The following is a 22,956-nucleotide window of genomic DNA, read 5'->3' as shown; positions in this document are numbered from 1 at the left end:
CTCTTTCATAGGGAACATCAGCTGCGAAGCGGATGGTTGCGACTGCCTTGAGCCTATGCCAGCACCTTCCCCCCGGGGAATAGCCACCTGCACACCCTTGGCCGCAATGTTTAGTGCGGTTGACCAGCGTCCGTCTATCCTTGAGCCATGGCCATTTCCCTCGCCACCCTGCTCGGCGTGCACTCCCTCCACCTGTCCAATGCAGGCCTTGCCGAGACCACCTGGCACGAGGACATCAACTGGGTTGCCGTCACGGAGCTGGAGGACCCGCAGCGTTTCCTCAGCGGCGGCGAACTGGTGCTCACCACCGGCATGCGCCTGCGGTCCGCGCCCGAGCAGCGGCGCTTCGTCCGGCAGGTCCAGCGCGCCGGAGCGGTGGGCATCGGGTTCGGGACAGGACTGACGCACGACGCCGTCCCGCCGGCCCTGATTGCCGAGGCCAACCGCTGGGGGCTGCCGATCGTCCAGGTGCCCTACGAGACTCCGTTCATTGCCATCGGCAAACTGGTGGCGGAAGCGCAGGCCGCTGATCATGTCGCCAAGCTGGAGCGCCTGATCGCGGGCCACCAGATCCTGGCACGGGCCCTCCTCACCGGCGGTGGCCTCACCCAGCTCCTGAAACATCTGGGCGGGATGCTGCGGACTGAGATTGCCCTCACCCAGTTCACCGCCCACCTCTACAACAGCGGCGCCGAGCTCCCCTCCGCCGACACGTGGGCGTCCTACCCCATCCCCACCGGCCGCCGCGATGCCTGCACGCTGTGGGTCCGCCAGCCGTTCGAGGATTCGGGCATCATAGGCTACGCCCAGAACCTGATCAGCGTGGAGCTGAACAACATGGTCAAGCAGCGCCAGGCCCAGCGCGCCCTGTGCGGCCAGGTGCTGGAGGACGTCATCCACGGGGCCCTGGAGACCAGCGAGGCACAGCGCCGGCTCGCCGGTGTGGGCCTTAACAGCACACGCAAAAACGTGGTGCTGCTGGCGGTGTCCGCAGCCCATCACAAGGCCCTGGTGAGCACCTCGGTGCCGCAGCCGCTGGAGAAGGCGGTGGCCGCCGTCGTCGGGAAGGACCTGGTGGTGGTGATTAACGACGACGGCGGCGCGGCACCTGCGTTTGCCCGGAACCTCAGCGACCACCTGGCTGAGGCCGGGATCCACGCGACGATCGGCATCGGCGGCGCGTACACCAAGCCGAACGGCCTGCGCTGGAGCTACTTCGAGGCGCGCGATGCGGCCAGCCACGGGCTGCCGGTGAACGAACCGGAACGCCTGAGCCTGACCTCCCTGCTGCTGGCCAGCGAAGATGTTCCCCTGGCCGACATGGCCCACGAGTCACTGAACCCGCTACGAGCCTTCGACGCCGCCCACGGCGCGGAACTCGTGACCACCCTGGAAAGCTACCTGCACAACAACGGTTCCGTGGCCGCCGTCGCCGAAGCCCTGACCCTGCACCGGAACACCGTGCGGTACCGGCTGGCGCAGATCACCGAACTCACCGGCTACGATCCTTCGGTCACGGCGGACCGCGTCCAGCTGTGGCTGGCTCTCGCCGTGTCGCGGCTCGGAGCGCGGCAAGCCAGGTAGGCCCGCTCCCCTAAATGACCTTCCCCCGGAGAACCTTGCGGGACTTCTTGCGTTCCTTCCGGTACTCAACTTCGGCGTCGGCCGCGAGCTGCACCTGCCGGGTATGGAGCGTGACGTAGGCCGACGCGACGGCCTCGGGCAGGTCCGGCGCCGCCGCCAGCTTGGCCAGCAGGTCCCGGGCCACCACGCTGTCGTGGAAATCGCCGAGGATCTGCTGCTGGCGGCGCGCGGCCTTGGCGATTTTCGTGGCGTGCTTGCCGTGGACCGGCTCCACGGACTCCGCCACGTGCCGCAGCCGTTTGGCATCCTTGCGCACCTCGTGCAGGGCGGTCTCGTGCTCCACTCCCCGGCGTGAGCGTTTGGCCGCCCGGGCTGCACGCTGCAGCCGTTTGGCGGCTTTGCCCACCAGTTTGCCGGCAGCCTTGCGTGCCGGGGCTGCACCCTCCGGCCGGACCGGCGGATGGTCACGGAAAGCCTCCAGGTCATCCAGGAGACGGAAGTACCGTTCGGAAAGCAGCGCCTTCTGGAGTTTCCGGTAGGCAGTGTTCAATCTGTTGCCGAGTTCATCGTCCAGCCGGTCCTTCACCGCCGAGGCCAGCCCCGGGTGCAGTTCGGCCGTGTGCCCACGCAGGCGAGCCAGCATCACTTCGGCGTCACGAGGTGTTCCCAACACCCTGCCGAGCCACTTCAGCTCGTCCCGGAGACGCCGTCCGGCCACAGCACTGTAGAGCCGGCGGTACGCTGCGAGCGCGGAACGGGCCCGGCGGGTGGCCGACCGCAGATCGTGCACAGCCTCGGGTTCCTCCAGACGGACGCCGGGATCATGTGCCAGGATTTCGCGGATCTGCGCAGCCAGGTAGGCGGTCAGCAGGTCTGACACCGGATCCTTCTTGCCGGGACTTTTTGGCCCGGCCGCGGCACCGGACTCCGTGGCAGGCAGCGCCAGGACCTTCGCCAGCTTGGAGCCGTGCTTGGCCGGGCGCGCCCCGGCGGCCGCCAGGATTTCCTCAGCGGCCGGGAACAGGTCAGGACTCCCGTGCACCAGCTCGAGCTCCCATTCACGCCACTGCCGCGTCCGAGCCTCCCCCTCTGGCGTTGCCGCGCCGTCCGCAGCGGCGTCACCCGCAGCGCCCGCTCCGCCGAGCAGCTCTGCGCCCACGCGGTCATCCGCCAGGTCCGCCAGGCGGACACCGTCCTCGCCGTATAACGCATAGGTGGTCCGCTGGGTTTTCAGCCGGACCACCGGGACCGCATCCTCGCCGCGGAGGTACGCCAGCACGTGCGCCAACAGGCTGTCAGGAACGACGCCGGGCTGGCCCAGCGGGGCGTGCAGCTCGCGGCGCCGCAGGGGTTCCGAGCCGGAGCCGTCACCGGCCCCGTCGCCGGACCGGGGGCCCTCCGCGGTCAGCTTCAGGTGCCAGCCGGCGTCGACTCCGCCCGTGCGGCGGCGAAGTGTGATGTCGCGGGTGGCGAGCGTATGACCTGCCGTGTCGAAGTACACCGCTTCCAGGGTGTCCACGTGAGCCTCCCCCACACGGGCCACCCCAGGGATGTCCGCGAGCGACGGCACCTCGGCGTCCGGACCGACGTCGTACTTCTTTTCGACCTCAACTGCCTGCGAAGCCATGACCGGCCGTCCTTCCAGAATGATGGGCGCCAGATCCAGCTGGACAAGTTCTTACGAGCCCGGGACTGAACTCTTGTGGCCCGAGTCTATGCCCGCAACATTAATAGCCGGGAGAGGTTCGCCACAGAACCCTAGACATCAAACGTCTAACGTCTAACGTTAAGGACATGACTGTTGCCCCTTCCGATACCCCGACGCTGTCCGCCTCGCCGCCCAAGCCGCGTACCGCCGTCGTATTCGGAGTCATTGCGCTGGTGCTCATTGGGCTGAACCTGCGCGCGGGGATTGCGGCGGCGTCGGCCCTCCTCCATGATTTTCAGCAAGTCCTTGGCTACGGGCCGCTGTTGGCGGCGATCATCCCGTCCATCCCCACGCTCTGTTTTGCGGTTGCGGGGGCGTCGACGTCGTGGCTGACCGGACGGCTGGGCGTCGAGAAGGCAATCCTGCTGGCGCTCGGATTCCTGGCCGGCGGGCTGCTGCTCCGAGGGATCCCGGCAACCGGCATGCTGGTGGCGGGCACCGTAATCGGGATGTCCGGCCTGGCGGTCTGCAATGTGGCCATGCCGTCGTTCATCCGCGAGCACTTCGCCAGCCGCACCTCGGCGATGACCGCGCTCTACACCGTCACCATGACCACCGGCGCCACCGTCACCGCGGTCGCCGTCGTCCCGCTGGCGTTGGCACTCGGCTCACCGTCCGCCGCGGTCGGCACGATCGGATTCCTGGCCGTGGCCGCCTTCCTGGGCTTCCTGCCCGTTGTCCTGCATGCGCACCGCAACAGCGTCCGGAACACTGCTGCCCGCATCTCCCCGTGGCCCCTGCTCCGCACCCGGAAGGGCCAGCTGCTCACCGCCCTTTTCGCTCTCCAGGCGCTGCTCGCGTACTCGCTCATCAGCTGGTTCCCGTCGATGTTGATCAACATGGGCATCAGCTCGGCTGACAGCGGCCTGATGTACGGGCTGATGCAGCTGGTCTCCGTGCCTGCCGGCATGGTGCTGCTCGCCATCGGCTCGCGGCCCCGGATGCTCCGGCCAGCGCTGTATCTGGTCAGCATCACTATGGTGGCCGGGCTGGCGTCACTGCTGGTGGTGCCGGTGGGCCTGGCCATCATTCCCACCGTCCTGCTCGGCTTCGGCCTGGGCATTTTCCCGCTGGTGATGGTGATGATCAGCCGGAGCGGGACGAGCACCGCCGAGACCACAGCCCTGTCCACCCTCGCGCAGTCCACCGGCTACCTGCTGGCCACGGCCGGCCCCTTCGGCGCCGGGCTGCTGTTCAGCGGCACTGGCGGCTGGACGCTTCCGCTCGCACTGCTGCTGGGCCTCGCCCTGGTCCAGGTGGTGGTGGCCCACCTCATCTCACGCGCACCCTTGTCCGGCCTGAAGAAGTAGGACGCCATGACCCTGAGCACCTCACACCGCCAGCCCCTCGCTGACGAGGTAACCGCCAAACTCCGGCAGATGATCCACTCCGGCGAGTGGCCCCTGGACCAGCGCATCCCCTCTGAACCGGAACTGATGCAGGGCCTGGGCGTTTCGCGCGGCACGTTGCGCGAAGCCATCAAGGCCCTTGCCCACAGCGGGATGCTGGAGGTCCGCCGCGGCGACGGCACCTACGTCCGCGCCACCAGCGAGATGTCCGGCGCCGCCCGGCGCATGTACCAGGACCACACGGACGAACACATCCTCGAGGTCAGGCTTGGCCTGGATACCCAGGCGGCGCGCCTCGCGGCCCGGAACGCAACGGCCGACGACGTCGCCGCCCTGCGTGCGGTGCTCGCCACCCGGGAAGTCGCCTGGAACGCCGCGGACTTCGAAGGTTGGGCCCGGGCCGACTGGGACTTCCACGCGCGCGTTGCCCAGGCCACCGGGAACCCGCTGCTGCACGAGCTCTACGTCAGTTTCGGCGACGTGTTCCACCAGGACCTGCTCAAACAGCAGCGCAAAGGCCGGCTGGACGGTCTCACGTACGAGGGCCACGGCGCCCTGGTCTACGCGATCGAGGCCCACGACGCCGACGCCGCGGTGGCCAGCGTCAACCAGAACCTGAACACCTGCGCGGAGTGGCTGCGGGCGTAGGTCCAGTTTCTGCCTGATGGCCCAACTAGGTAGCAGTAAGTGTCGTTATGGGGGCCCATAACGACAGTTACTGCTACCTAGTTTTGCGTGGCGCGTGAGCGTGGGGATTCTCCGCAGGCCAGCCCCATCAGTAGGCTTCCCCGAGTTCATCCAGGCGCTGATCGTCGTGGCGATGGTGATCGCCTGAATCCGAACCTTGCGGATATGAATCCGGACCTCCCGCCGCCCAACAGCCAGCCCGTCTGAGCCGGATCTTCAAATCGACGCGCATATTCCCTGGCGCACCGGAAATCTCAGGTGCGCCAAGGAATTTGCGCGTCGCAGGCACTTTTGCGCGTCGCAAGCACAGCGCCCGACGACGGTCCGGCACCTGGGTGCCGCACCGCCGTCGAGCGTTACCGCGTCTGAGTGCTGCTGCTGCCGCTGCCGCTTAGGGGCGGAGGCCCTGCAACACGTTCTTGGGCCGCTGCATCTCGCCGTGCTTGGCGCCGAGGATAATCACGGCGGCGGCGAAGGCCGGAATGGCCCACTGCAGCATCTTGAGCTGCTCCTGCGCTGACTGCAGTTCCTCGGACGCTCCGGGAATCGGCTCGGTGGCGCCCCGCGCTCCCTCGTCCGCGAGCTTCTCCACCTTCTTGCCAAGGATGCCGGCGTAGAGTGTCACGGCGGCGCCGGCAACCGTGACCGCCGTCTTGATCGCGGTATCGCGGGCAACGCCGTCCTGCTTCGCGATGCGTCCCTTGTTCTCCCACGCGATGGCGAGGTCAGCCACCAGGTGGGAGGCGAAAGCCGCCGTCTGGATCGGAGCCCACTTCATCCAGCCCGCACTGGAAAGACGGGTGCGTTCCGTCGGATCCTTGGCCTCTGCCGTCGCCCCGTTCAGACCGATGGCTCCCATCAGCGCGCCGCCGAACCATGCCGCAGCGCTCAGATCATGAATGGACCGGGCAAAAAGATTTCCTGCCATGTTGTGGCTTCCTAACGTCGAACTGGTTCCGAAATGCCGCTGGTGCGGTCTGTACTGGCCGTGTCCCATCAGGGTCATGGCCATACCATGGTAAGCACACTTAGTAATATTGCGAAAGCCCGACGTTCAGCCGGGCTGCGCGTAATATCGTCGCCATGGAAGGACGCACATGATCTGGCCCGGCACTGGCAGCCTGCACGCGGAAGGACTGCCGAAGAGCTAACAATGGCAGACGGGGAATCCAGTATGAGCGAGGCCGCGGATGCCGTCGAGGAGGCGTCGGACACCATGGCGCTGGACGTTGTGGCGCGCTCCGGATTTGCCGTGATGGCCCTACTCCACATCATTGTTGGCTTTATTGCCATCGCCCTGGCCTTCGGTCAGCCGGGGCAAGCGGAAGCCACCGGTGCCATCGAGCAGCTGGGCGCCAACCCGTGGGGACCGGCCGTGCTGTGGTCCTCCGTGGTGGCGTGCACCGGCCTGGCGTTGTGGCAGCTCAGTGAGGCCACCCTGCGTGCCCGGCACCTGCCCCGTGCGAAGCGTTTGGGGAAGCTGATCTCGTCAGGCTGCCTGACCATTGCCTACGGCAGTGTGGGGCTCAGCTTCGCGGGATTCGCCGTCGGCATGCGTGGGGACTCCGGCGACACCACCCGGGACTTCAGCGCCGCCCTCCTGGATGCGCCGTTCGGGCTACCCGTGCTGGTGGCGGTGGGCCTGACCACCATGGGCGTGGGCGTCTACTTCGTAGTCAAGGGGCTGCGGCGCGGGTTCAAGGAGGAACTCTTCCGGTTCGAGGGGACCCGCCGCGGCAGGCTCATCGACGCCCTCGGCGTCACCGGGCACGTGGCCAAGGGAATCGCCCTGAATCTGGCCGGTCTGCTGTTCGTTATCGCCGCCGGGAAGCAGAGTCCCGAGGAATCCACCGGTCTGGACGGCAGCCTGAAGGCACTCCGCGACCATGCGTTCGGCCCGTACCTGCTCGTCGCGATCGGGGCGGGCTTTATCTGCTACGGCCTCTTCGCGCTGGTCCGGGCCCGGTTTGGCAGGATGTAGGGCCACGGACGAAAAAAGCACGAACCGGCAGCAAATGACCTCAAATTTGCGGTTTGCGGTCATTAGCTGCCTGTTCGCGCTGTAGTGCGGGAGCTGGTTCGGAGCTAGACGTTCGCGGCTACGCCGTCGCGGGAGATGGCAACCATGTCCTCGCGCGGCACCACCTTGATGCGCTCACGCTTGACCTCAACACCGTGCGATCCGCCGGCCTCCGTAGCAGCGGCACCGAGGGCGAGTTCGTGCGCGTCCAGGGCCAGCCAGCCTTCCCAGCTGGTGAACTTCACGCCGCGGGCGTCGAGGAGTTCGACGACGGCGTCCGCGTCGGGAACGGCGGCGACAGGCAGGTTCTCGCGGTCCTCCAGCAGGTACGTCACGGTCTCGAGGGCGTCGCCCTTGGTGTGGCCGATGAGGCCCACCGGTCCGCGCTTGATCCAGCCGGTGGCGTAGATGCCCGGCACGTGGGTGCCGGCGGCATCCAGGACGCGGCCGCCGTCGTTCGGTACCACGCCCTTCTTGTGGTCGAACTCGATCTCCGGCAGCGCCGAACCGAAGTAGCCGATCGAGCGGTAGACGGCCTGGACCGGGTAGTCCACGAACTCGCCGGTGCCGCGGGCGTTGCCCGTGCCGTCCAGCTCGGTGCGCTCGAACTTCATGCCGGCAACCTTGCCCGGCGTCGCGGCGTCGTCGTAAATTTCCACCGGGCTGTGCAGGAAGTGCAGGTGCAGGCGGCGGGATGCCGTGAGCTCGGAGAGGTCCTCGGGCTGCTCGGCGATCCAGTTGGTGAGGGTGCCCACCATGGTCTTGGTCTGGTTGTTGCTCTGGATCTGGCGGTCCGATTCCTCGTCGAACTCGAAGTCCTCGGCGTAAAGGATGATGTCGACGTCCTTGGAGTGGCTCAGCTCGCGGAGCTCCAGCGGCGTGAACTTGACCTGGGCCGGGCCGCGGCGGCCAAAGACGTGCACATCCGTGACGGGCGAGTTCTTCAGGCCTGCGTAGACGTTGTCCGGGATTTCGGAGACCAGCAGGTCGTCGGCGTGCTTGGACAGGACACGGGCCACGTCCAGGGCCACGTTGCCGTTACCGATCACGGCGATTTCCGTGGCGTCCAGCGGCCATTCGCGGGCAACATCGGGGTGGCCGTCGTACCAGGAGACGAAGTCGGCGCCGCCGTAGGAGCCGTCCAGCTCGATGCCCGGAATGTTCAGGTCCGCGTCCTTGATGGCGCCGGTGGCGAAGATGACTGCGTCGTAGTGGGTGCGGAGGTCCTCGATGGAGATGTCCGTGCCGTAGTCCACGTTGCCGAAGAAGCGGATGTCGCCGCGGTCGAGGACCTTGTGCAGGGCGTTGACGATGCCCTTGATGCGCGGGTGGTCCGGGGCCACGCCGTAGCGGATCAGGCCGTAGGGTGCCGGGTAGCGGTCAAAGAGGTCGATGCTCACCGTCAGCTCGCCGCTCTTGACGGCTTCGCTCTTGGTGAGGATGTCCGCGGCGTAGACGCCTGCCGGGCCGGAGCCCACGACGGCAACGCGCAGCGGACGCTCGGCAGATCCTACGGAGGTGCTTGATGACACGGCTGTGTTCCTTTTGTTCGTTCCGGCCCAACTAGGTAGCACTAACTTTCGTTTTGAGGGCTCATAACGACAGTTAGTGCTACCTAGTTGGGAGGGTGGCTAGGTGGTGAGGGCTCTTGCGGTGGTGCGGGGGCTGTTCGGGGTGGTGGTGCTGTAGTCCGCTGTCTTGAAGTGCGACGGCGCGAACGGGCTGACGCGGACAACGTCGCCGATCACAATCACGGCTGGATTTGCGACGCCGGCGGCTTCCGCCTGATCGGCGATGGAACCGAGCGTGCCGATCGTCACGCGCTGATTCGGCAGATAGCCGTTCTCAACGATGCCAACTGGAGTGTCCCGAGGCAAACCGGCGCCGGCCAGGGCAGCGGCGGAATCGCGAAGTGCGGCCACACCCATCAGCAGGACGATGGTGTGGTCTGCCCGGGCGGGGACCTCGGACAGCTCCTCGTGGCCAGTGACAACACTGAAGCCCTTGGCCAGGCCGCGGTGAGTCACGGGGATGCCGGCGGCGGCCGGGACTGAGATCGCGGACGTGACGCCGGAGACCACTTCAACCTCGACGCCGTGCTGCCGGCAGTATTCGGCTTCCTCGCCGCCGCGGCCAAGGACATACGGGTCGCCGCCCTTGAGCCGGACCACGCGGTGCCCTTGCAGCGCTTCGTCGACAAGGATGCGGTTGATCTCCGCCTGCGGCACGGGATGGTGGCCGGGGGTCTTGCCCACTTCGATCACGCGGACGTCGGGGGCAAGTTCGTTGAGCAGTTCGCGCGGGCCGAGGCGGTCTGCCACGACGACGTCGGCCTGGCCGAGGAGCCGGCGTCCGCGGACGGTGATGAGGCCGGTGTCGCCGGGACCGCCACCCACAAGGGCCACGGAGCCGCGCTGATTGAGCTTGTCGGAATTTTTGGGAACCCGACGGCGGCGCAGCGGGAGGTCTCCGGTCTCCAGGGCGGTGGCGACGGCGTCGCGCAGGGCCATGGCGCGGCGCGGGTCTCCCCCGGCGTTCACGGCGATCTGCACGTCATCAACCACGGCGACGGCGGGCGTCCACGCGGCTGAGGCTTCGTGGTCGGAGGCGTTGACGCACCAGATGCGCTGCGCCTCGGCGTCGGCCGACACCTGGGTGTCCACGGCGGGATCGCCGGTGGCCGTCTGGACGAACCAGACGCCGTCGACGTCGGACGGAAGGTAAGTGCGCGGCTCCCAGGTGAGGAGGCCGGCGTCGGCCAGTTCGCGGAGCGCTGCGGAGGCAACGGGAGCCACGACGGTGACCTGTGCACCGGCGTCGAGCAGACCCTTGGCGCGGCGGGCAGCCACGGGGCCGCCGCCCACCACCAGCACGGGGCGGCCGAGCAGCCGCAGTGCTGTGGGGTAAATATCCTGAATTGCCATGAATCAACGGTAGGGCCGCGCAGTTTCACCAACAACGGCAGCGGAAACACCAGTTCACGTAAGGTAACGGGGCGTCACATTCTGTTCAGTTCCGGTTCGGGCCTCCTTCACGGCTATGAGCTCGACCAGCCGGATGTTGGGATCCTTGGCCAAGAGGCTTGGGCCATGTTCGCCGAGCGCCGCCGGGATGGCACCGTTGAGATGCTCCTGCCGCGCTTCCTCGGTCTCGAAGGTGTCGAAGATGCCGAAGGTGTTTTCGTCGACGCGAAAGGCGTACCAGGTCTTAGTGCCCGGCTCGGTGGCCACAATGTCACGGCCTCCGCTGAGGAAGTCCCAGACGTCCTGCTCCTTCCCCGGCTTGGCCTCGACCAGTGCCAGTACTCCAAAGTTAAGCGCCATTGCAGTCTCCTCAAGAACATCAGCGGAATCGGCCGCCTGCCGGCCTATTCCAGAGTCTAGGAAGCTGCCCGGACCAGAGCAAGGGTGCGCCGGAACTCTGGGATTCCGCTGACGGCGTCGCGGTGCGAGTCCTGGCTACTGCCCGTAAAGACCGGTACTGAGATAGCGAAAGCCGGAGTCGACCATGACTGTGACAACGGTTGCGTCTGGACCGAGCTGTTCGGCCACGCGGAGCGCGGCAACCACATTTCCTCCGGAGGAGGTCCCGGCGAAGATGCCTTCCTCGCGGGCGAGCCGCCGGCTCATCGCCATCGCTTCGTCGGAAGAGACCCGTTCAATCGCATCCACCTCCGCTGGCTCCCAGAGCGGGGGAATAAAGCCGATGCCGGTCCCCTCGATCCGGTGGGAGCCCGTCGGGCCCCCGGAGAGTACGGCAGACTCGGCGGGCTCGACGGCGACGACCCGCAGCCCGGGAAGGTGCGCACGAAGGGCACGCGCCGTGCCGTGGATCGAGTGGGCGGTTCCGACGAACTGGACGAAAGCGTCGACGCGGCCGTACGACTGTTGCCAGATTTCTTGGCCCAACGTAACGTAACCCGTCATGGCGTCGCGGTTGTTGAGCTGGTCGCAAGCCCAATGGCCTGGCTGCGCGCTCAGTTCACCCGCCCGGGCGATCATCGCCTTGATCAGCCGCTCTGTGATCCGTCCGTGGTCGCTCGGCACGTCCTCGACCGTTGCCCCCAGCGCCTCCATGGTCCGGCGTTTCTCGTCACTGAACGCGTCCGAAAAGACGACATGGAGCCCGTAGTCCTTGGCTGCGCAAACCAGGGCAAGCGAGATGCCAGTTGTCCCGGCGGTGTACTCGACGACGGTATCGCCGGGGGTGATATCGCCGCGGGCTTCGGCACCTCTAATCGCCGCCACGGCCATCCGGTCCTTCATGCTCCCGGTGGGGTTCGCGAACTCAAGCTTGGCGAGCACCCTGGCCGATCCTGCCGGCACCACTTTGCCCAGCTCGATCAGCGGCGTAGAGCCGATCCCCGCCAGTACGCCCTCGCCTGCCCCCACCGCACGTTCCATGGCCTTCCTCACATCGCGCAACGCCTGCCCTGATGACTCCGGATAAGTCCCAAGGTATACCCCTCAGGACCGGGAGCCGCGTCATATTCCGGTGCAACGGACGTGTCAGCCGCGTTCCGGGGGTCCGTCCAGCAGCGCCTGCTTCAGGAGTGCACCGGCAGTCCACCGCATAGAAGCGACCGCCTCTTCCCTGCTCAGCCCGCCGACGTCCGTCAGCCAGACCAGGGATTCAATGCCTGTGGCGCTGCGGATCGCCAGGACCAGCCGTTGAATGTCCTGGCCGGCCCATTGCCCCTGGAGCGGGGCAAGCGCCTCCGAGATCCAGGCGATCGCACGCCCCTGCCGCAAGGGCAGGCTCCGGGGCCCGTCCCCGGGCTGCTCCAGGGAAAGCCTCAACATGGTCCGCTGCTGCGCCTCGGTTTCGACGATCATCCTGGTGAACTCCGCCACCACGGCATCCAGCCGCCCGGCCACATCCTCCGGCGGAACGTCCGGAAGCAGTGACGTGCGGGCAGTTTCCGGATGGGCCGCAGCGAGCAGCTCCCGCTGCCCGGGGAAATACCGGTAGGCCGTACTCCTGGCTACGCCCGCGGCGAGCGCGGCGTCGTCCACGGTGGGTGAGGCGCCGGACGCCACGAGCTGGCGCGCCGCTGCAACCAGGGCGTCACGGGTGCGGCGCTTCTGGCCCGTTCGTCCGACGTCCGCGTAGGGTCTTGACATGGACTTTATGGTACAGGAGTCTTGTTATGGGACAAAAGTCCCATAAGTCTTCCGATCAACATCGAGGCGACCACCATGGAGACCAAGAACTCAGCATCCGCAGTAATCCGGCAGCCCGGCGAAGGGGCCAGGCGCTGGTTCTTCGGCGGAGGGGTGCAGACCTGGAAGGCCACGGAAGAAGACACCGCCGGAGCGTTCCTCCTGTTCGAAGATGAGATGGAACTCGGCAAGGTCACTCCCCTACACACCCATCCCGACTCCGACGAAACCATGTACATCCTGGCCGGCGAGATCCTCATGAACATGGACGGCACGGAACATCGGGTTGCTGCGGGCGGGGTGACCATCGCCCCGCGCGGCGTTCCGCACGCCTTCAAAGTCCTGCAGGAGGGGACCCGCGTGCTGTGCCTGCACACCCCCGGCGGCGCGCAGGCCTTCTACTTCGGCGCGAGCGAGCCGCTCGCGGACGGCGAAGGAACAGGACTGGTGGACTTTGACCGCATCCGCGAATCAGGGCGGCTGAACGGCGGCATCGAGATTGTGGGTCCTCCGCCGTTCCCGGAAGCGTAAGCCTAGGGACCTGCCAGGAACCGGCCGCGGTGCGCGATGAGTCGCTGCAGGTAACGGCGAAGGACCAGCCGCTCAGCGAGGCGCCCCAGGATGCCGAGCGGCGCGGCGAATTCAACGCGATCCGTCATGATGCTGCCAGTCTCAGCGGCCTGGAACTCGTGGACGTGGCGGAAGAACTTGAACGGGCCCCTGACCTGCTCATCCGTGAAGCTGGCGGGAAACGCCAGCGCGGTGATGCGGCTGGTCATCGTCAGCGGAACGCCGAAGTGCCGGGCCCGCCAGGTCACTTCCTGGCCTTCATCGATCAGCCCGGACATGACTCCCGCAATGGCCCGCTCCCGCGCCCCGCTGCGATTCCACGTGGGCGTCCACGCTGCGCGCGAGGTCGAACAGGCGCTCCGGGGGCAGGGTGGACTCGGTGCGGCACACGAAACTGACAGTCATGGCGCCAGTCTGCCAGACTCCCTGGTGGTGGGCTGCCGGCGTAGTTGGTCGCCTTCAAAACAGAACAGCAGAGCCCGACGGCGGGACTCGCCGTCGGGCTCTGCGCTTTGGTCTTGCTGTGGCCGGCGTGACCGGCGTCTTAGCGGGTGCTGCCGGACAGGAGGCCGCGGCTGCGGAGGAGGCGCTTCTCGATCGGGGCGAACACCAGCAGCTCGATGAGGATGCCGACTGCCAGGATCAGCAGGATCGCGGACATCACGATGGTCATGTCGGCCAAGTCGCGGCCCTGGTTCAGCATGGAGCCGAGGCCGAAGCCGATGGTGCCGCCCACGGCGATGATTTCCGCGGCCATAAGCGACCGCCAGGAGAACGCCCATCCCTGTTTGAGCCCGCTGAGGTAGCCGGGCAGGGCGGCAGGCAGGATGATCTGCACGGCCATCTGGAAACGGTTGGCGCCCAGGACCGTGCCGACGCGGCGGTACTGCGGCGGGATCTGGTCCACGCCGGAGATCAGGCCGTTGATGATGGATGGGATCGCCCCCATAAATACCACGAAGTAGACGGTGGCGTCGGTAAGGCCGAACCAGATGATGGCCGCGGGCACCCAGGCTACGGACGGCAGCACCTGAAGGCCGGAAATCAGCGGCCCGAAGGCACGGCGCAGCGGCGCAACCTGGGCCAGCAGCAGCCCCACCGGCGTGGCGATGGCAACGCTGATCAGGAACCCGACCAGCCCGCGCTGCAGCGAGGTCCACACCGCTTCCTGCAGCTTGGCCTCGCCCCAAAGCACGCCGATCTGGCCCAGGACGTCCAGCGGACCGGGAACCAGGTCGCGGCGCTTCAGGCCCAGGGAGACGTAGAACTGCCAGATCAGGACAAGGACCACCAGGGCGGCGACCGGCAGGAGCACCCGGCTCCAGTCGATCCGGTGCTTGCGCGCGGCGTCGGACTGGAGCGAATCCAGCCCGGCCTCAAGCTCGCGCAGGTCCTCATGCCCGGTGGAAGTTCGGGTCAGGGCGGCGTGGACTTTGCGGGTTTCCGGCTGTCCGGTGATTGAGCTTGTCGAAATCCCGGTCTCGTCAACCTCGACCACCGGTTCGGTCTCGGCGAGGGGCGTGGGGTTATTTGGCATGGCGGCGAATCTCCTCCCGCAGCCGGGCGGTGATGACCCCGGTCAGCTGTCCGGCCAGGCCGGCGTCGGTTCGGTGTTCCTCGGTGACGGCCCATTCCTGGACCACGCGGCCGGGACGGGACGACAGCAGCAGTACACGCTGGCCCAGGCGCACGGCCTCGCGGACGTTGTGGGTCACAAAAACGATGGTGCGCCCGGTTTCCTTCCAGATGCGTTCCAGCTCGTCGTGGAGGAGGTCGCGGGTGATGGCATCCAGGGCGGCAAACGGCTCATCCATCAGCAGCAGCTGCCGGTCCTGCGACAGGGCCCGGGCCAGGGCCACGCGCTGGCGCATACCGCCGGAAAGCTCGTGAGGACGCTTGTCCCCAGCCTCGCCGAGGTGCACCAACTCCAGCAGCTCGTTCGCCTTGATCCGGCGTTCAGCCTTGCCCACACCGCGCAGCTTCAAGGCCAGTTCGATGTTCACCCGCGCCGTCAGCCAGGGGAAAAGGGCGGCGTCCTGGAACATAAAGGCTGCCCCGTCGCTGGGCACTTCGAGGGCGCCCGACGTCGGGACCTCCAGTCCCGCCATGATGTTCAGCAGGGTGGATTTGCCGCACCCGGACGCACCGAGGAGGGCTACGAATTCGCCCGCGCCGATGGTGGCGTTGACGTCGTCCAGCACCGGGGCGCCGTCGCCGAAGCGCTTGCCCAGGTTTTCCAGTACGACTGGCATGGTCCCGTCCTTAGGTAGGTGGTGCGAAGTTTGGAGGTCAGTCCTGGCCGAGGCCGGCGGCAGAGACGCGGCCGGCGGTCCCGGTGACTTCGTTCAGGGCACGGAGGTCGAACAATCCGGTGATGTCGGCCTGCTTGGTGGTGCCGGCCTTCACCCCGTCCTCAAGGAGCTTGGGGTAGGTTCCCGCGAGCGGATCCACCGTGAACACCACGTTCTGCAGGGCTCGATCAAGGACATCGGCGGGAAGCGCCGCGCCTGCCGATTCCTGCAGGGCGGCGTTGATGACGCTCGTTTTCTCTGCGGCAGGCGTGTCATTCAGCCAGGCCACGGACTCGGCATGGCCCTTGAGCAGGGCCTTTACGGTGTCCGGGTGCGCGGCGGCGAACTTCTTGTTAACAATCAGGATGGTGGTAGGGAACTCGCCGGCCTTGCCGGAAAGGGATCCGTCCCAGAGGTCCTTTTCGTCCACCAGGACCCTGGCTCCGGCCTGGAGCACCAAACGGGACGCCCACGGCTCAGGCAACCACGCGCCGTCGAGCTTTCCATCCTGGAACAGTTTCAGTGTCTGGGCGTTCTCAGTGGGGTTGATCGCAACGTCGCCGCTGCCGTCCACATTTGTTTTGTAGCCCTGCGAGCCGAGCCACGCGCGGAGGGCCACGTCCTGCGTGCCGCCCAGCTGCGGCGAGGCGAGTGTCTTGCCCTTCAGGTCCGCCGCCGAGTTGATTTCCGGACGCACAACCAACTGCGCGCCACCTGCGGCAGCGCCCGCGATGACGCTGACGGACTCCCCCTCGCTCTTGACAAACGAGTTGATCGCGGGATTTGGGCCGATGTATGCCGCGTCGATGGCTCCGGCGTTCAGCGCCTCGATCGCGGCCGGTCCCGCATTGAAAGTCTCGGTGCTGAGCTTGGTGTCACCCAGGTTCCGGGCGAGGATCCCCTGCTTCACGCCCACCAACGCGGGAGCATGAGTCAGGTTTCCGAAGTAGCCCAGCTTCAGTTCTGCGGCCGGAGTGGGCGACGGGATGGCTGCCTCTGCCGCCGTATTACGGGAAATGGACGACGCCACTACGGCCCCGGCGGCGATCAGGAACACGAGCCCGATGGCCAGGGCTGCCTCGATGGCACGCTTGCGCTTGGGTACTGCGCTTTCGCCGGCCACGATGCGGGTCATCCCGGGCTTGGAACTAGTCATTGTTTCACCATAGGGAGAGACCTAAACCCATTCAATGAAGCAGAAACGGGGGGTCACGCGGGTTCATGCAGCGTCACATTCCGGGCCCGGTTCAGTCCCCCTTGACGTTGATCAGCTGCCGCAGCTTGTGCCGCACCCTGACGAGGTCCGCCGCGTCGCGCATCACCACATCGATCGGTTTGTACGCCGCCGGAATTTCGTCGATGAACGCCTCGGTGGCCCGGAACTCAATGCCCTGCATGGCCGTCTTCAGCTCGGCCAGCGAGAACGTTTTTCGGGCAGCCGTCCGGGAGTACTCGCGGCCGGCCCCGTGCGGGGAGGAGTTCAGCGAGACGGGGTTCCCCAGCCCCTCCACCACGTACGACGCCGTCCCCATGGACCCCGGGATAAGTCCCGGATCGCCGTGCTCGGCTCTGATCGCCCCCTTCCGCGATACCCACACGGACTTGCCGTAATGGGTCTCCTGCTGGGTGAAGTTGTGGTGGCAGTTGATCCGCTCGCGCTCCTTGACATGGCCGCCCACCCAGTGCCCGAACTGAGTAATGACGCGGTCCATCATTTCCTCGCGGTTCAGGAGGGCGAAATGTTGCGCCCAGCGTAGTTCCTTGATGTAGCGGGCGAACTCGCTGGTACCCTCCTCCAGGTGGGCGAGGTCAGGGTCGGGCAGCCTGGTCCCGCGCTTCCGGGTCACCTGCTGGGCGACGGCGATGTGGTGCTGCGCGATCTTGTTGCCCACGCCCCGCGAGCCCGAGTGCAGGAACAGCCAGACGGCGTCGGTCTCGTCGGCGGAGACCTCGATGAAGTGGTTGCCCGATCCCAGCGAGCCCAGCTGAAGTTCCCATTTGGCCAGATACTGGGCCGGGTTGAAGCCGGCCTGCGCCGCCAGCTTCCGGAGCTCGGCAAGGCGCGGTTCGGCAGTGGCCATGATCCGCCTGTTGTTGTGGCCGGCGGACAACGGAATGGCGCGTTCAATGTCGTCGCGCAGCCGTTTGCGGTCCTTGGGCAGGTCCTTGACAGAGTACTGGGTCCGCACGGCGATCATGCCGCAGCCGATGTCCACGCCGACGGCGGCCGGGATGATGGCGCGCAGGGTGGGAATCACCGAGCCCACCGTGGCACCCTTGCCCAGGTGCGCGTCAGGCATCAGGGCCAGGTGCGGGTAGATGAACGGCAGCGTGGACGTGGCCAGCGCCTGCTCGCGGGTCTTGTCATCAAGGATCGAGGCCCAGCTGATGAGCTTGCTGTTGATGGTTTCCACGCTTCGCCTCCCACTGTTAAGGATACGAAAACGACGAAACCGCGGCTTGTTCGCAAAACCAGCCCGTGAAGGCCAGGATCTGCGAACAAGCCGCGGTTTCGGCAGAAACTCAGATCGAGTAGCGCTCGTCCTCGTGGTCGCCCGGGTGGTCCTTGACCAGGCCCGCGGCCAGCGTGTTGCCGTCCAGCGGGTCGATGACCAGGAACGCGCCGGTGCGGCGGTGGTGCAGGTAGTTCTCCAGCGGCAACGGCGCCGCGAGCCGGAGCTGCGCGTGGCCGATGTCGTTCAGCTCCAGGCTGGACGCGCCTTCGAGCTTGAACGTGGCCAGGTCCAGCTTGCCGCTGACGCTGCGGACCAGCGCCTGGACGGTGCGGGTGCCGTGCTTGACCAGCACTTTGGCGCCTTCACGCAGCGGCTTGGGCGACAGCCAGCACAGGGCTGCATAAAGGTCGGCAGTGGACTCCGGGAACGTTCCGGCGGCGGCAATGGTGTCACCGCGGGCGACGTCGAATTCCTCCGCCAGGCGGATCGCGACGGACTGCGGGGCGAACGCTTCCTGCAGTGATTCGCCGGCGAAGTCGATGCCGGTCACCGTGGTGGTGCGGGGCGACTGGCCGGGGGTCAGCACTGACACCGAATCCCCCACTTTCACGGAACCTTCGGTGATCTGGCCGGCGTATGCGCGGTAGTCACGGAAGGCCTCTACGTCCAGGCCACCAGCGACGGCGTCGGGAGCCAGCGCACCCTGCGGCCGGATCACCAGCTGCACGGGGAAGCGGAAGCTCTCCAGCTGCGTGTCGATTTCGTCGGCGGCTGGCAGCGTTTCGAGGACCTCCAGCAGGGCCGGGCCGTCGTACCAGGGGGTGCGCTCGGAACGGTCCACCACGTTGTCGCCGTCGAGGGCGGACACCGGGATCACCAGCAGGTCGTCGATGTGGTCCGCGCTGCCCAGCTCGGCGGAGCCGATGCCCAGTTCGCGGGCCACCTGCTGCACATCGGCCTGGATCTCGCGGAACACGGACTCGCTGAAGTCCACCAGGTCGATCTTGTTCACGGCCACAATCACGTGCGCCACCCGCAGCAGCTGCAGCACGGACAGGTGCCGGCGCGTCTGCTCCAGGACACCCTTGCGGGCGTCAATGAGTACGACGACGGCATCCGCCGTGGACGCGCCCGTCACGGTGTTTTTGGTGTACTGAACGTGCCCGGGGCAGTCGGCCAGGATGAAGCTGCGCTGGTCCGTGGCGAAGTAGCGGTAGGCCACGTCGATGGTGATGCCCTGCTCCCGCTCGGCGCGCAGGCCGTCGGTCAGCAGTGCCAGGTCGATCCCGCCCTTCTCGCCGCCAAAGCCGCGGTCGGAGGAGGTGCGGGCAACGGCGTCGAGCGTGTCAGCAAGAATCGCCTTGGAGTCGTGCAGGAGGCGGCCCACCAAAGTGGACTTCCCGTCGTCGACCGATCCGGCGGTGGCGAACCGGAAGAGAGTGGTGGGCAGGGCCGTCGCGAGCGCTGCCTCGGTGATTGAGCTTGTCGAAATCAGGGTTTCGACAGGCTCAACCACCGGCGTATTAAAAGTGCTCATTTAGAAGTACCCATCCTTCTTGCGGTCTTCCATGGCTGCCTCGGAGATGCGGTCATCTGCACGGGTGGCGCCACGTTCGGTGATGGTGGAGGCGGCAACTTCAATCACAACGTCGCTCACGGTGGCTGCGTCGGACTCAACGGCACCGGTGCAGGACATGTCGCCCACGGTGCGGTAGCGGACGGTTTTGACGATGACTTCCTCGTGCGGCAGCGGCTGGGAAACCTCGCCCACCGCACGCCACATGCCGTCGCGGGCAAACACTTCGCGGCAGTGGGCGTAGTACAGGCCCGGCAGCTCGATGTTCTCGCGTTCGATGTAGCGCCAGATGTCCAGCTCGGTCCAGTTGCTGATGGGGAACGCACGGACGTGCTGGCCCACGGTGTGGCGGCCGTTGTAGAGGTTCCACAGCTCGGGGCGCTGGTTGCGCGGGTCCCACTGGCCGAATTCGTCGCGGAGGCTCAGGATGCGCTCCTTGGCGCGGGCCTTGTCCTCGTCACGGCGGCCGCCGCCGAAGACGGCGTCGAACTTGTTCTGCTGGATGGCGTCCAGGAGCGGGACGGTCTGCAGCGGGTTGCGGGTGCCGTCAGCACGCTCGGCCAGGTCGCCGCGGTCGATGAACTCCTGGACGGAGCCGACGACGAGCTTAAGTCCCAGCCGCTCCACCGTCCGGTCGCGGAAGTCGATGACCTCGGGGAAGTTGTGGCCGGTATCCACGTGCAGCACGGGGAACGGGACCTTGCCCGGCCAGAAGGCCTTGGTGGCCAGGTGCAGCATCACCACGGAGTCCTTGCCGCCGGAGAACAGCAGCGCAGGCTTCTCGAACTCGGCCACGACTTCGCGGATGATGTGGATCGCTTCGGACTCGAGGGCGTCCAGGCTGGAGAGGCGCGTGTGGATCTCGACAGGCTCGATCACCGGCTCGGTGGTTGAGCCTGTCGAAACCGGGCTTGTCGAAACCAACGTGTCGTTAAGGGTGCTCATACGTGTAGTCCGCATTCTGTCTTGTCGGTGCCTGCCCAGCGGCCGGCGCGGGGGTCATCGCCCGGCGCCACCTTGCGGGTGCAGGGCTGGCAGCCAATGGAGGGGTAACCCTGAGAAAGCAGCGGGTTAACGGGCAGGAGGTTGTCATCGGAGTACTGGACCAGCTGGTCGAACGTCCATGCTGCCAGCGGGTTGACCTTGACCAGGCCGTTGATTTCGTCCCAGGTCACCAGCGGGGTGTTCGTCCGGGTGGGAGCCTCGTCGCGGCGGACACCGGTGAACCAAAGTTCGTAGCCGGCCAACGTGCGGCGCAGCGGGGCCACCTTGCGGAGGGCGCAGCACTGGGCGGCGTCGCGGGCAAAAAGGTCCTTGCCCAGGAGCCGGTCCTGCTGTTCCACTGTGTTCTCGGGAAGCACGTCCACCACGTTGACGCGGAGGTTCGCGGCCACCTCGTCACGCGTGGCGTAGGTTTCCGGGAAGTGGTAACCGGTCTCCAGGAACAGGACGTCGACGCCGGGCATCTGGTCCGCGACCAGGGCCGGCAGCACGGCGTCGGCCATGGAGCACGCGACGGCGACCGCTGACAGGTCGAAGTTGCGCTCCACCCAGGCGATGACGTCGCGGGCGGGGGCATCCCAGCCGAGCTCGGCAGCACCGGACTCGGCGATGGCCTTGAGCTCGTCGTGGGTGCGGAGCTTAGCGGCAGGCGATGCCGCCCCGTCAACTCCCAATGCGTGCTTGCTCACTGGAGGGCCTCCTCGTCTGCTGCGTGGGCCCACTCGGCGAAGGTCTGGCCATCGGCGCGCTGGGCCACGAACGTGCGGACGACGCGTTCCACGTAGTCCGGCAGGTCCTCGACATATACCTTCAGGCCGCGGACGGTGCGCCCCAAACCTGCCTCTTCGCGACTGTTGGAAGCCAGCCCGCCGCCCAGGTGGACCTGGAAACCCGGGGAGGGGTCGCCGTCGGGCGTTGGCAGCATCATGCCCTTCAGGCCGATGTCCGCGGTCTGGATGCGGGCGCAGGAGTTGGGGCAGCCGTTGATGTGCAGGGACAGCGCGTGCGGCAGTTCGCCGGACTCCGCGAGGTCGGCCAGGCGGCGTTCCAGGTCCGCGACGGCGGTGGCGGCGGTGACCTTGGTTTCCACGATGGCCAGCTTGCAGTACTCGATGCCGGTGCAGGCGATGGTGCCGCGGCGGAACACGGACGGGCGGGCGGACAGGCCCAGGGCATCCAGCTCGGCAACCAGCGGTTCCACGTGGTCCTTGGCAACGTCCAGGACCACAAGCTTCTGGTGCGGCGTGGTGCGCAGGCGGTAGGAGCCGCGGGCCTCGAGCGTGTCCGCGAGCTTCACCAGCTGCACGCCGGACAGGCGGCCGGCCAGCGGGGTGGCGCCGATGAAGAACTTGCCGTCCTTCTGCTCGTGCACGCCGATGTGGTCCCCCGGAGTGGTGGGCTTGGGCGCGGCGGGACCGTCGGCCAGCTTGTAGCCGAGGTATTCGTCCTCGAGGATCTGGCGGAACTTCGCCGGTCCCCAGTCGGCCATCAGGAACTTCAGGCGGGCCTTGGTGCGCATGCGGCGGTAGCCGTAGTCGCGGAAGATGCTGGTGACGCCGAGCCAGACTTCGGCAGCCTCTTCAGGCTTCACGAAGGCGCCGAGGCGCTTGCCGAGCATGGGGTTGGTGGACAGCGCGCCGCCGGCCCAGAGGTCGTAGCCGACTCCGAGTTCGGGGTGGCGGACGCCTACGAGGGCGAAGTCGTTGATCTCGTGCACCACGTCTTGGCTGGGGTGGCCGGTGATGGCGGTCTTGTACTTGCGCGGCAGGTTGGACAGTAGCGGGTTGCCGATGAAACGCTCCCCCAGCTCCGCGATGAGCGGCGTGGGGTCGATGATCTCGTCCTTGGCGATGCCGGCAACCGGGGAGCCCAGGATGACGCGGGGAACGTCGCCGCAGGCCTCGGTGGTGGACAGGCCAACACCCTCAAGCCGTTTCCAGATCTCGGGGATGTCCTCCACGCGGATCCAGTGCAGCTGGATGTTCTGGCGGTCCGTGAGGTCGGCGGAATCCCGGCCGAAATCAACCGAAATCTGGCCGATGACGCGCAGCTGCTCGGTGGTGAGCGCCCCGCCGTCGATCCTGACCCGGAGCATGAAGTACTTGTCTTCGAGCTCGTGCGGCTCGAGCGTGGCGGTCTTGCCGCCGTCGATCCCGGGCTTGCGCTGGGTGTACAGGCCCCACCAGCGGAAGCGTCCGTGCAGGTCCTGGCTGGGGATGGCGTCGAAGCCGTCCTTGGAGTAAATGGTCTCGATACGCTCGCGCACGTTGAGGCCGTCGTCTTCCTGCTTCCAGGTTTCGTTGGCGTTCAGAGGGGTTTTGCCGTCCACTTTCCACTGCCCGTGCGGCTTTGCAGCGGGGCGGGAGGCGCGCGCGGGGCGCTTGGCGGCGGCGGGGTCCACGGACGCTCCGGCTAGAGCTGTATCAGTCATGCATCGACTGTAGGTGCCTGCCGAAGCGCGTCACAAAGGTCCGGAAACGGGAGGTCACCTAGGGAAACAATTCGTCACGAACCGCCGGAGAGCCTTGAAGAAGGCCGCCCGCTGTGCTTG

At 66.9% G+C, this 22,956-nt stretch carries 22 protein-coding genes; 5 read left to right on the top strand and 17 right to left on the bottom strand.

The features are described from left to right. Positions 1-147 precede the first annotated feature (147 nt). A complete protein-coding gene (locus ACVWY0_RS16815) occupies positions 148-1,584 on the top strand; it encodes a PucR family transcriptional regulator (protein ID WP_485837685.1) in 1,437 nt (478 codons plus the stop codon). Between the two features lie 10 nt (positions 1,585-1,594). Here the strand turns inward: ACVWY0_RS16815 and ACVWY0_RS16810 are convergent, their stop codons facing one another. Next, the gene (locus tag ACVWY0_RS16810) at positions 1,595-3,211 is read right to left on the bottom strand and encodes a CYTH and CHAD domain-containing protein (RefSeq protein ID WP_485837684.1); all 1,617 of its coding nucleotides are present in this window, start codon (positions 3,209-3,211) and stop codon (positions 1,595-1,597) included. A gap of 167 nt (positions 3,212-3,378) precedes the next feature. On the opposite strand from ACVWY0_RS16810, the gene ACVWY0_RS16805 reads away from it, so the two are divergent. Both ACVWY0_RS16805 and ACVWY0_RS16800 read left to right on the top strand, forming a co-directional pair. Further along, on the top strand, positions 3,379-4,602 hold the full coding sequence (locus ACVWY0_RS16805) for an MFS transporter (RefSeq protein WP_485837683.1): 1,224 nt from the start codon (positions 3,379-3,381) through the stop codon (positions 4,600-4,602). Positions 4,603-4,608: 6 nt separating this feature from the next. Then, positions 4,609-5,289: a FadR/GntR family transcriptional regulator gene (locus ACVWY0_RS16800; protein WP_485837682.1), complete on the top strand. Its 681-nt coding sequence runs from the start codon at positions 4,609-4,611 to the stop codon at positions 5,287-5,289. A gap of 430 nt (positions 5,290-5,719) precedes the next feature. On the opposite strand, the gene ACVWY0_RS16795 is transcribed toward ACVWY0_RS16800, so the two are convergent. Then, positions 5,720-6,256, bottom strand: coding sequence for a hypothetical protein (locus ACVWY0_RS16795; RefSeq protein ID WP_485837681.1), 537 nt, complete (start codon positions 6,254-6,256; stop codon positions 5,720-5,722). Positions 6,257-6,481: 225 nt separating this feature from the next. On the opposite strand from ACVWY0_RS16795, the gene ACVWY0_RS16790 reads away from it, so the two are divergent. After that, positions 6,482-7,309 (top strand): DUF1206 domain-containing protein, encoded by an 828-nt coding sequence (locus tag ACVWY0_RS16790; protein ID WP_485837680.1) that lies wholly within the window; start codon positions 6,482-6,484, stop codon positions 7,307-7,309. Between the two features lie 104 nt (positions 7,310-7,413). Here ACVWY0_RS16790 and ACVWY0_RS16785 read toward each other — a convergent pair whose 3' ends face one another. The 5 genes from ACVWY0_RS16785 to ACVWY0_RS16765 all read right to left on the bottom strand — a co-directional run bounded on the left by ACVWY0_RS16785 (position 7,414) and on the right by ACVWY0_RS16765 (position 12,471). Next, positions 7,414-8,880 carry an FAD-dependent oxidoreductase gene (locus tag ACVWY0_RS16785; protein WP_485837679.1) on the bottom strand — a complete coding sequence of 489 codons (1,467 nt, stop codon included), beginning with the start codon at positions 8,878-8,880 and terminating at the stop codon, positions 7,414-7,416. Between the two features lie 99 nt (positions 8,881-8,979). After that, positions 8,980-10,272, bottom strand: coding sequence for a uroporphyrinogen-III C-methyltransferase (gene cobA, locus ACVWY0_RS16780; RefSeq protein ID WP_485837678.1), 1,293 nt, complete (start codon positions 10,270-10,272; stop codon positions 8,980-8,982). 54 nt (positions 10,273-10,326) lie between these two features. Beyond that, positions 10,327-10,671: a putative quinol monooxygenase gene (locus ACVWY0_RS16775; protein WP_485837677.1), complete on the bottom strand. Its 345-nt coding sequence runs from the start codon at positions 10,669-10,671 to the stop codon at positions 10,327-10,329. A 135-nt stretch (positions 10,672-10,806) separates the two neighbouring features. Next, positions 10,807-11,751 carry a PLP-dependent cysteine synthase family protein gene (locus ACVWY0_RS16770; protein ID WP_485837676.1) on the bottom strand — a complete coding sequence of 315 codons (945 nt, stop codon included), beginning with the start codon at positions 11,749-11,751 and terminating at the stop codon, positions 10,807-10,809. 105 nt (positions 11,752-11,856) lie between these two features. Further along, positions 11,857-12,471 (bottom strand): TetR/AcrR family transcriptional regulator, encoded by a 615-nt coding sequence (locus ACVWY0_RS16765; protein WP_485837675.1) that lies wholly within the window; start codon positions 12,469-12,471, stop codon positions 11,857-11,859. Between the two features lie 75 nt (positions 12,472-12,546). Here ACVWY0_RS16765 and ACVWY0_RS16760 point away from each other — a divergent pair, with 75 nt between their 5' ends. Continuing rightward, positions 12,547-13,041 (top strand): cupin domain-containing protein, encoded by a 495-nt coding sequence (locus ACVWY0_RS16760; protein WP_485837674.1) that lies wholly within the window; start codon positions 12,547-12,549, stop codon positions 13,039-13,041. A gap of 2 nt (positions 13,042-13,043) precedes the next feature. Here ACVWY0_RS16760 and ACVWY0_RS16755 read toward each other — a convergent pair whose 3' ends face one another. The 10 genes from ACVWY0_RS16755 to ACVWY0_RS16710 all read right to left on the bottom strand — a co-directional run bounded on the left by ACVWY0_RS16755 (position 13,044) and on the right by ACVWY0_RS16710 (position 22,836). Then, positions 13,044-13,358 carry an SRPBCC family protein gene (locus ACVWY0_RS16755; RefSeq protein WP_485837673.1) on the bottom strand — a complete coding sequence of 105 codons (315 nt, stop codon included), beginning with the start codon at positions 13,356-13,358 and terminating at the stop codon, positions 13,044-13,046. Beyond that, positions 13,339-13,485: a hypothetical protein gene (locus ACVWY0_RS16750; RefSeq protein ID WP_485837672.1), complete on the bottom strand. Its 147-nt coding sequence runs from the start codon at positions 13,483-13,485 to the stop codon at positions 13,339-13,341. Before ACVWY0_RS16750 ends, ACVWY0_RS16755 begins: the two co-directional genes overlap by 20 nt. A 139-nt stretch (positions 13,486-13,624) precedes the next feature. Next, positions 13,625-14,617: an ABC transporter permease gene (locus ACVWY0_RS16745; RefSeq protein WP_485837671.1), complete on the bottom strand. Its 993-nt coding sequence runs from the start codon at positions 14,615-14,617 to the stop codon at positions 13,625-13,627. Beyond that, a complete protein-coding gene (locus ACVWY0_RS16740) occupies positions 14,607-15,332 on the bottom strand; it encodes an ABC transporter ATP-binding protein (protein ID WP_485837670.1) in 726 nt (241 codons plus the stop codon). The genes ACVWY0_RS16745 and ACVWY0_RS16740 overlap by 11 nt, the downstream gene beginning before the upstream one ends. Positions 15,333-15,369: 37 nt before the next feature. Next, a complete protein-coding gene (locus ACVWY0_RS16735; RefSeq protein WP_485837701.1) occupies positions 15,370-16,506 on the bottom strand; it encodes an ABC transporter substrate-binding protein in 1,137 nt (378 codons plus the stop codon). A 112-nt stretch (positions 16,507-16,618) separates the two neighbouring features. After that, positions 16,619-17,785 (bottom strand): RtcB family protein, encoded by a 1,167-nt coding sequence (locus tag ACVWY0_RS16730; RefSeq protein ID WP_485837669.1) that lies wholly within the window; start codon positions 17,783-17,785, stop codon positions 16,619-16,621. A gap of 109 nt (positions 17,786-17,894) precedes the next feature. Continuing rightward, positions 17,895-19,364 carry a sulfate adenylyltransferase subunit 1 gene (locus tag ACVWY0_RS16725; protein WP_485837668.1) on the bottom strand — a complete coding sequence of 490 codons (1,470 nt, stop codon included), beginning with the start codon at positions 19,362-19,364 and terminating at the stop codon, positions 17,895-17,897. Then, a complete protein-coding gene (gene cysD / locus ACVWY0_RS16720; protein ID WP_485837667.1) occupies positions 19,365-20,348 on the bottom strand; it encodes a sulfate adenylyltransferase subunit CysD in 984 nt (327 codons plus the stop codon). Further along, entirely contained in the window at positions 20,345-21,094 is a 750-nt protein-coding gene (locus ACVWY0_RS16715; RefSeq protein ID WP_485837666.1) for a phosphoadenylyl-sulfate reductase, read from the bottom strand. Before ACVWY0_RS16715 ends, cysD begins: the two co-directional genes overlap by 4 nt. After that, the gene (locus ACVWY0_RS16710) at positions 21,091-22,836 is read right to left on the bottom strand and encodes a nitrite/sulfite reductase (RefSeq protein ID WP_485837665.1); all 1,746 of its coding nucleotides are present in this window, start codon (positions 22,834-22,836) and stop codon (positions 21,091-21,093) included. The genes ACVWY0_RS16715 and ACVWY0_RS16710 overlap by 4 nt, the downstream gene beginning before the upstream one ends. Between the last annotated feature and the right edge of the window lie 120 nt (positions 22,837-22,956).

The organism is Arthrobacter sp. UYNi723, from assembly GCF_054057635.1.
This window is presented reverse-complemented; position numbering and strand designations above follow the sequence as displayed.